Source organism: Streptomyces sp. H27-H1, assembly GCF_026627445.1.
Classification (GTDB): Bacteria; Actinomycetota; Actinomycetes; order Streptomycetales; family Streptomycetaceae; genus Streptomyces.
In genome coordinates this window covers 1-7,661 of the sequence record NZ_JAPNLJ010000104.1, presented here as the reverse complement: position 1 = coordinate 7,661, position 7,661 = coordinate 1, and the positions used below count along the sequence as shown (strand labels likewise).

The following is a 7,661-nucleotide window of genomic DNA, read 5'->3' as shown; positions in this document are numbered from 1 at the left end:
CGCTGGTCAGCGTGGATTCCACAACGGTTCGCGCCCATCACGACGCCGCGGGCATGCGCGTCAGCAAGCACCTCATGGACGCCCTGGAGGAAGCCGCACAGGAACATGAGACCGCCCGGCAAAAAGGTGCCTCTATGGCTTTCGTCAAGCCGTAGTCGGCGTGGGCGGCTGGTAGAAGGTCCCGTCTCGGAGCATGGCGAAGAGGACGTCGATGCGCCGTCGGGCCAGTGCGATGAGGGCGGCGATGTGGTGTTTTCCCTCGCGGCGTTTGCGGTCGTAGTAGGCGCGTGACTCGGGTTGCGAGAGCGAGGCGAACGCGGCGAGGTAGAAGGCGCGTTTGAGTTGTTTGTTGCCGCGCTTGGAGGGGTGTTCGCCGCGGATGGAGGAGCGGAGTTCCTGGTCACGGGTGCCAGGCCGGCGTAGGCGGCGAGGTGTCCGGCGGTGGCGAAGCCGCTGCCGTCACCGACGTCTATGAGGATGCGGGTCGCGGTCCTGATCCCGATGCCGGGCATGGAGATCAGGACCTGGGAAAGAGGGTGGGCCTCCAGGAGTTCCTCAATCCTTGTGGCAAGGAGTTTGCGCTGGTCAAGGACGGACTGGAGGGAACTGGCGAGGCTGGGGACGATCAGCGCGGCTGCGTCGGTGCCCGGGACGAGGACGGTCTGTTCGTCGAGTCCGGTGAAGATGTCCTCGACCAGCCGTTCGGCCATCCGAGGTGCCTTCGGCCGTATCAGTATGACCAGCCGTCGCCTTCCGGCTTTGCGGATCTGGGCCGGGGAGCCGAACTGGTCCAGCAGTCTGAGCACGGCCGGGTGCTGGATGCGCGGGCCCAGTACCCGCTCCAGCGACGGGTGGATCTGCGTCAGCAGGCCGCGGAGCCGGTTGGCGATCCGGGTGGACTCGCCTGCCAGGTCGTCGTCGAAGCCCGCGATCATCGCGAGCTCAGCGACGGCCTCGTCGGCGGGATCGATCGTCCGCAGAGTGTGGGGCATCGCTCTGGCGGCGTCCGCGATGATGAACGCGTCGCGGGCATCGGTCTTGGCCTCACCAGGGTAGAGATCGGCGATTCGCCGCATTGTTACTGTAGCCCGGGCAGGTAGGCGACCCGGCAGCCCGCGTCCCGGGCGACCGCCAGGGGCAGAGCTCCGATGGAAGCCGGCTGATCGACGACCACCAGCACTGTTCCGTGCTTGGCCCGGAGCTTCTCGAACAGCTCCCGCAGCTTCGGTTCGCTGTTGGGCAGCGGCTTGTCGAACACCTTTTTCCCGGCTCGGCTGACGGCGGTGGCGTGGTGTTCGCCCTTGCCGACGTCCAAACCCAGGTAGAGGTCGATGGCAGTCTCGTCCGTCATGCCCGTCGCTCCCGTGCTCGTGCTCTCCCCGGCCTCACCTGCGGCATCAGCGTGCCGGCATCCACGTTACGAAGAGACTGCCTCGAGGGCGCTCGTGCCTCTAATCAGCGGTCTGCCAATGCCTCCGGCCCCGGCGACACCACCTTTTCGATCATCTCGACTGGGGCGAAAAGTCATACCGGGACCGAATGCCTGGAGCCTCATTGCGAGGCCACGAAGAAGGTAACGGGCGGACCGGAGGAACAGAACGGACAGGCCGAGCGCCGGCGCGTCCGGCGCAGGCACAAGCTCCGCCTGAAGGAAGCCGTACACCGGGCGTCGCGAGGACTACGACGAGACCCACCAGGCGATCGCGTCCCTCCTCTCGGACGCTCCGCCCGCAGGCCAACCCGCCGCCGGACGAGCACCGAACTGGTCCTCGTCCGCACGACAACCTGCTGATCACCCACCAGCCGAACCGCCAGGCCAACACGTCCCGACCTCAATTGACCCCAAGGTCGTTACTCGTATTGCTCTTGCCACTCACTACCTTGGACTGCTTCCTCCGGGAACATCCGCCCCAGTATCAACCTGTCCAAACCAGAGGGGGAACTGCAAGGCGAACTTCCCCGGCCGCCCGGACATCCGTACAAGGGGCCGGGTCAGCCCCAGACGCTGCCGTAGTTGTACTGCCGGTGGTAGAGCGGGGTCCACAGCGACGGGTAGGGCTCCGCGATGTTGCCGCAGGCCCGCAGCTGGATCGCCGATCCACGCCCGGTGTCGTGCAGACACTTGCCGCTGGCGGCCTCGACGATCTCCCAGTGGTTGTTGCCCTGGTCGACCCAGCGGAAGTGCTGCCCCGGGCCCTGGCAGTACCCCATGACAATGGGGGTGTTGTCCGCGGTCGATGCGTTGGCCGCACCGATGCAGTACTTGCCGAAGACGCCGATGTAGAACATACCCGGGGTGTTGGAGGACATGAAGTAGAAGCGCTGGTGCAGCTTGCCCTTGCAGTCGTACCGCTGGATGACCGCGCCCGGGCTCTGGGACTCACCCCGGACGTCGAGGCACTGCCACGAGTACGAGGCTCTCATCTCGTAAATGGCCGCATTGAACGGCGACGTCGTGTACTGGATCGCCGGGTCTGCCGCGTTGGCAGGCGTGGGTATCAGCAGGACCAACAGCGACATCAAGACTGCGATGACGCCACGGTGCAGGGTTCGAGTCATCTTGCCTCCTCATTTTCCAATAGCCGGGCGCCACGACCCGGCACGGTGATCTGATTGCCCTTGGCTGGCGCCCACCGATGGTGCTCGCCACATCATCCGTTGCTGCGGCGGCTCTGACGTGCAAGAAGCTATCGAGGACTATCGCACCGCAGTACCACCAGTTCAGGGGGGTTGCGTGTCCACGAAGGAGGCATGTGGTGCGGATGGGCTCGGGGCTTCAGCGGGCTCAGGCCTTCATGATCCTGGCCACGATGCTGTACCGGGCGAGCCACCTTATGGTCGGCCTCGTCGCCGTCATCCAGCACCAACGCCACCGCCCGGTCTCCTGGTTGGTACTGGCCGCGGCCGTCGGCTGCAGTGTGCTGGTGTACGGCACGGCCCGCTCGCGCGGCTGGTTCGCCCCCCGGCTCGTCTGGGCCGACGTGCTGATCACCGGGTGCGTCCTGCCGTTCGTGGCGTACGCGTGGAGTGGGGTGCAACAGCCCGCGTCGATCGCCTGGGTGATGCTGCTGGGTGGCTCGGCGAGCGCGGCTGCCGCCGTGACGATCCGGCGGCCGGCGATCGTCGGTGCGGTGGTGGTGCTGCTGGCGGTGACCCATCTGGTGGGGTACCGGATGACCGGCGCCGGGATGGCGGTCGTCGGCGGGCACCTCAACGCGGTGCTCTCGTCGGCCGTCATGGCGTGGGTCTTCTGGTGGTATCTGCGCAAGCAGGGCAGCCTGCTCGACGCCGCCACGGAGCAGGCGATGACGGCCGAGGCCGAACGGGCCCGGTACGCGGAGCGGATCGCCCATCACCGTGCACTGCATGACACGGTACTGGCCACGCTGACCACGATCGCGGGCGGCGGTATCGACGCCAACACGCCGCAGGTACGCGGCCGTTGTGCCCGGGAGGCCGCCTACCTCCGACGGCTGATCCAGCAGAACGCCGACTCGGAGCCCAGTCCCGAGACCGGCACGGCACTCGTCGGCGCAGCACTCGAGGAATCTGTACGCTCCGCCGAGAGTCTGGACCTTGTGGTGACGGCTCAGTACTGCGGCCTGCCGACGGTGCCCACCGCCGTTGCCACGGCCCTGGCAGCCGCCGTTACCGAGGCGTTCAACAACGTGCTGCGGCACGCCGGCACCGGACACGCCTATCTGACGGCCACCGGGGACGACGGTCAACTGGTCGTCACCGTCGTCGACCGCGGAGTCGGCTTCGACCCGGCCCGGGTCGGTGACGGCCTCGGGCTCCGTCACTCGGTGCACGCGCGGATGCGCACGGTCGGGGGCGTGGCCGAGGTGGACAGTGCCCCCGGAGACGGGGCCCGGATCGAACTGCGCTGGCCCGGATGATCACCGTGGCCGTGGTCGACGACGACCGGATGCTGCTCGAGGGACTGCGGTCCTGGCTGCGCGATGTGCCCCGGATACGGCTGGTCAGGGCGGTGGCCACGGTGGACGAACTGCTCGCCGGAGCATGCGCGGCCACGGGCGAAACGGCGGACGTTGCAGCTGACGTGGTCCTGCTGGATCTGGTCCTGCGGGACGACTCGACGCCTGCGGAGAACATATCCCGACTCCGTGCGGCCGGCAGCCGGGTACTGATCATCAGTACGGTGGCGGACCGTTCGCGGATCGTCGCCGCAATGGCGGCCGGGGCATGTGGCTATCTGACCAAGGACCACGATCTGCAGACCCTGGTGAGCGCGTTGGAGGAGGTGGCGGCCGGCGGTACGGTGCACTCCCCCGAGCTGGCATTCGCCTGGGCACACGACAAGAGCACCGCCCGGCCCCGGCTGTCGCCCAAGGAACTCCAGGTCCTGCTCGACTACGCCTCGGGGCTCACCCTCAAGTCCACCGCTCGGCGCGCCGGAATCACCCCGAACACCGCCAAGTACTACCTGGACCGGGTGAAGGAGAAGTACCAGCAGGCCGGAAGGCCGGCGTACACGAAGATCGATCTGGCCGTCCGGGTACGCGAGGACGCGCTCGAGGAACAGGAGTACCGGATGAAGTTCCCCCCTGATCTTGGACAGCGGGTGGTTAGCACGGCCGCAACTGTTTGAGACCCTTCCTCAACTGGGCCATGCAGGACCGCCATTGCCGACGCTCCCTCTCCATACCCGCGATGAAAACCACCCGGCGAGCCGCGGTGAGCGAAGACGAACGCCTGGACGCCCTCGGCCGACTGCTGACCGGCCAGGACGCACCGAAGAACCTCCGCGTCGCTGGGGTCATCGTGCTCCTCTACGCCCAGCCCCTCACCCGGATCGTCCGGCTCACCGTCGACGACGTGATGCACGACGGAGGAGTAGTACTCCTCCGGCTCGGAGAACTGTCCTCACCCATCTCGGAACCGGCCGCTTCCCTGCTGCTGGACTACATCGAGCAGCTCCCGGACGAGCTTCTACTACTGGCGCCTCACCGAGGGCACCGGCCACCTCCACCGATCAAGGAGAGACAAGACGCCCCTTGCTCCCTCACCGCAGCGGAGTTCACTCCTGACCAGCGGAAACTCAACGATCACGACCGGTATGAATACGGCTTCTCACCGCAGGGGGAAGCCGGGAAATGGCGCGGTCCCGGGTCTCGAAGCCCGGGACCCTCCGTGCCGGGTGCCCGGTCAGGCGGCGTGCCTGTGGTGGACGAGGGGGGCGTGGGGGTCTGTGCTGTCGGCCTTGGCATGTGGGTTGGCGTGGATGGTGGCCGCAGTGAGGCGGGGGACGGCGTGGATGAGGGCGTGCTCAGCTTCGACGGTGATGGCGTGGGCGTCGCGGACGGTGAGGTCGGGATCGGTGACGATGGCGACTTCGGCGCGCAGGGTGTGTCCGATCCAGCGCATCTGCACGTCCTGGACGTGGAGGACTCCGGGGACGGCGGTCAGGGTGTGTTCTGCGGTGTCGACGAGGGCGGGGTCCACGGAGTCCATGAGGCGGCGGTAGACCTCGCGGGCGGCGTCCTTCAGGACGAGGAGGATCGCGGCGGTGATGAGGAGGCCGACGACGGGGTCGGCCCAGTTCCAGCCGATGGCGGCGCCACCGGCGCCCAGGAGGACGGCGAGTGAGGTGAGTCCGTCGGTGCGGGCGTGCAGGCCGTCGGCGACCAAGGCCGCGGAGCCGATCTTGCGCCCGGTGCGGATGCGGGAGTGGGCGACCCATTCGTTGCCGGTGAACCCGACGATCGCGGCGGCGGCCACGGCCCACAGGTGGGTGACCGGCTGTGGGTTCAGCAGGCGGTCCACGGCCGTGTACGCGGCGAGCGCGGAGGAGGCGGCGATGGTCAGCACGATGGCGATGCCGGCGAGGTCCTCGGCGCGGCCGTAGCCGTAGGTGTAGCGGCGGTTCGCCACCCGGCGCCCCAGTACGAACGCGATGCCCAGCGGTATCGCGGTCAGCGCGTCCGCGGCGTTGTGGATGGTGTCGCCGAGGAGGGCCACGGAGCCGGAGAGGGCGAAGACGGCTGCCTGGATCACGGTGGTCAGCCCCAGGATTCCCAGGGACAGCCACAGGGTGCGCATGCCTTCCTTCGAGGTCTCCATGGCGGAGTCGACCTTGTCTATCGCCTCGTGGCTGTGCGGGGTTACCACGTGCGCTGCCTGGTGGCGCAGCCGTGACCAGCGGGAATCACCATGCGTATGTCCGTGACCAGGGTTTTGGTCGTGCGCATGGCCCTCGCCGTGACCGGCGGGTGCTGCGTGATCGTGATTGTGGGGGGTGCTCACGACAGGGACACCTTCCAGGAGACGGGAGGGGGCAGCGCCGCCCGGGCCGGGCGGCGTGTGCGACGCCACCACCACACAGGTACACATGAACATGTCTTCATGCGTTGCGGGGAAGATGGCTGCTATGGGCCATGACATCGACGGCAAGCGCCGCACCACCACCCGCGAACGCCTGGACGCTGTGGGGGCCGCCGACGTTGCCGCTACCCTCCAGGCTCTCGCAACTTCCTCCCGGCTGCGCATCCTGGCCCGCCTCCAGGAAGGCCCCTGCGCGGTCTCAGTCCTCGCCGAGGCCGCGGAGATGGAGTCCTCTGCCTGCTCACACCAGCTGCGCCTGCTGCGCAACCTCGGTCTGGTCCCCGCAGAGCGCCAGGGGCGGTCCATCGTCTACGCCCTCCACGACCACCACGTCGCACAGCTCCTCGACCTGGCCCTCTTCCACGTCGAACACCTCCGCCTGGGCATACCTGAGATCTCGAGCGCCTACGCGGCCCCCACAGTCGCCGTGTGAGCCGGACACTGAGCCGCCTCACCCTGCGCCGGCGTCGCCCTCGTCGTCGAGGCCCGCGGTGTCGCGTTGTCCGCGCTCGTGCCCACCGCGCCGCGCGGTCTGATCACGCCGGGATCTGCGCAGACCTGGGCGAACCCCTTCGACGCGTACTGCCCCGTTGTCGCTGTGAGCTCAATGGGGTGGGCGGGACTCGAACCCACGGCCGACGGATTATGAGTCCGCTGCTCTGACCAGCTGAGCTACCACCCCAGCCCCCACACCCGATTAGAACACGCAGTCGATCACATGTCCTGCCCGGCCACACCCGAGCTGCAGGGGGCGGGCAGCCGTCAACGCCTCTACCGCCTGCGATCATGGAATGCCGGGGGACGGCCCCTGAGCCGGGACCCGGACGGGGCCGGACGGGGCCGGGCTGGGACCGGATCGCTTCACACGCCCCCCAACCCGCACGGCCCCGCACCTCGGCCCGAAGACCCTGCCCCGACGCTCCTGGGCCCCAGCACGACCGTGACCACCCAGCCTTCCCGCCTGTCTACGCCGCTCCTGGCCGCTTTGTACCCGCGCACCGACACCAGCAGGGCCGGACGGCCGGTTGGTGCTGTGTCCGGACCCGTTCTACGCATGCGTGCGACAAGCGACAGCGGACCGCCGGTCGGGCCGCACCAACAACACGATCAGGACGCCACAGCTCCCCAGCCCGAACGCCGAGCGGCACCGGCGAAGACCGTCTGCATACGTGACCGTGGCCTCGACATACGGCTCTGATCAACATTTCGGGATCGCCCAGCGTGACCGTGCATCAGGTCGATCATGGTGCGGGTGTTAAGTGATCAGATACTCGACCTGTTCCTGCCGCACTTGGCGTCCGTGACCGTGGAGGACC

Annotated in this window: 5 protein-coding genes, 1 tRNA gene and 1 pseudogene; 3 read left to right on the top strand and 4 right to left on the bottom strand. The window is 68.0% G+C overall.

The window, feature by feature from the left end; genetic code table 11:
* Positions 1-144: 144 nt before the first annotated feature.
* Together OTB20_RS41540 and OTB20_RS41535 are read right to left on the bottom strand one after the other, a co-directional pair.
* Positions 145-1,351 (bottom strand): annotated as a pseudogene (locus OTB20_RS41540) (IS110 family transposase).
* A gap of 641 nt (positions 1,352-1,992) precedes the next feature.
* On the bottom strand, positions 1,993-2,559 hold the full coding sequence (locus tag OTB20_RS41535) for an RICIN domain-containing protein (protein ID WP_267825094.1): 567 nt from the start codon (positions 2,557-2,559) through the stop codon (positions 1,993-1,995).
* 203 nt (positions 2,560-2,762) lie between these two features.
* Between OTB20_RS41535 and OTB20_RS41530 the strand changes: the two genes are divergently transcribed.
* On the top strand, positions 2,763-3,899 hold the full coding sequence (locus OTB20_RS41530) for a sensor histidine kinase (RefSeq protein ID WP_267825093.1): 1,137 nt from the start codon (positions 2,763-2,765) through the stop codon (positions 3,897-3,899).
* Complete coding sequence (locus OTB20_RS41525; protein ID WP_267825092.1) at positions 3,896-4,612, top strand: response regulator; 717 nt, start codon at positions 3,896-3,898, stop codon at positions 4,610-4,612. The genes OTB20_RS41530 and OTB20_RS41525 overlap by 4 nt, the downstream gene beginning before the upstream one ends.
* 557 nt (positions 4,613-5,169) lie before the next feature.
* On the opposite strand, the gene OTB20_RS41520 is transcribed toward OTB20_RS41525, so the two are convergent.
* A complete protein-coding gene (locus tag OTB20_RS41520; protein WP_420716616.1) occupies positions 5,170-6,153 on the bottom strand; it encodes a cation diffusion facilitator family transporter in 984 nt (327 codons plus the stop codon).
* Positions 6,154-6,391: 238 nt separating this feature from the next.
* Between OTB20_RS41520 and OTB20_RS41515 the strand changes: the two genes are divergently transcribed.
* Positions 6,392-6,778, top strand: coding sequence for an ArsR/SmtB family transcription factor (locus OTB20_RS41515; RefSeq protein WP_267825090.1), 387 nt, complete (start codon positions 6,392-6,394; stop codon positions 6,776-6,778).
* Positions 6,779-6,953: 175 nt separating this feature from the next.
* Here the strand turns inward: OTB20_RS41515 and OTB20_RS41510 are convergent.
* Positions 6,954-7,027: transfer RNA gene (locus OTB20_RS41510), tRNA-Ile, on the bottom strand.
* Positions 7,028-7,661 lie beyond the last annotated feature (634 nt).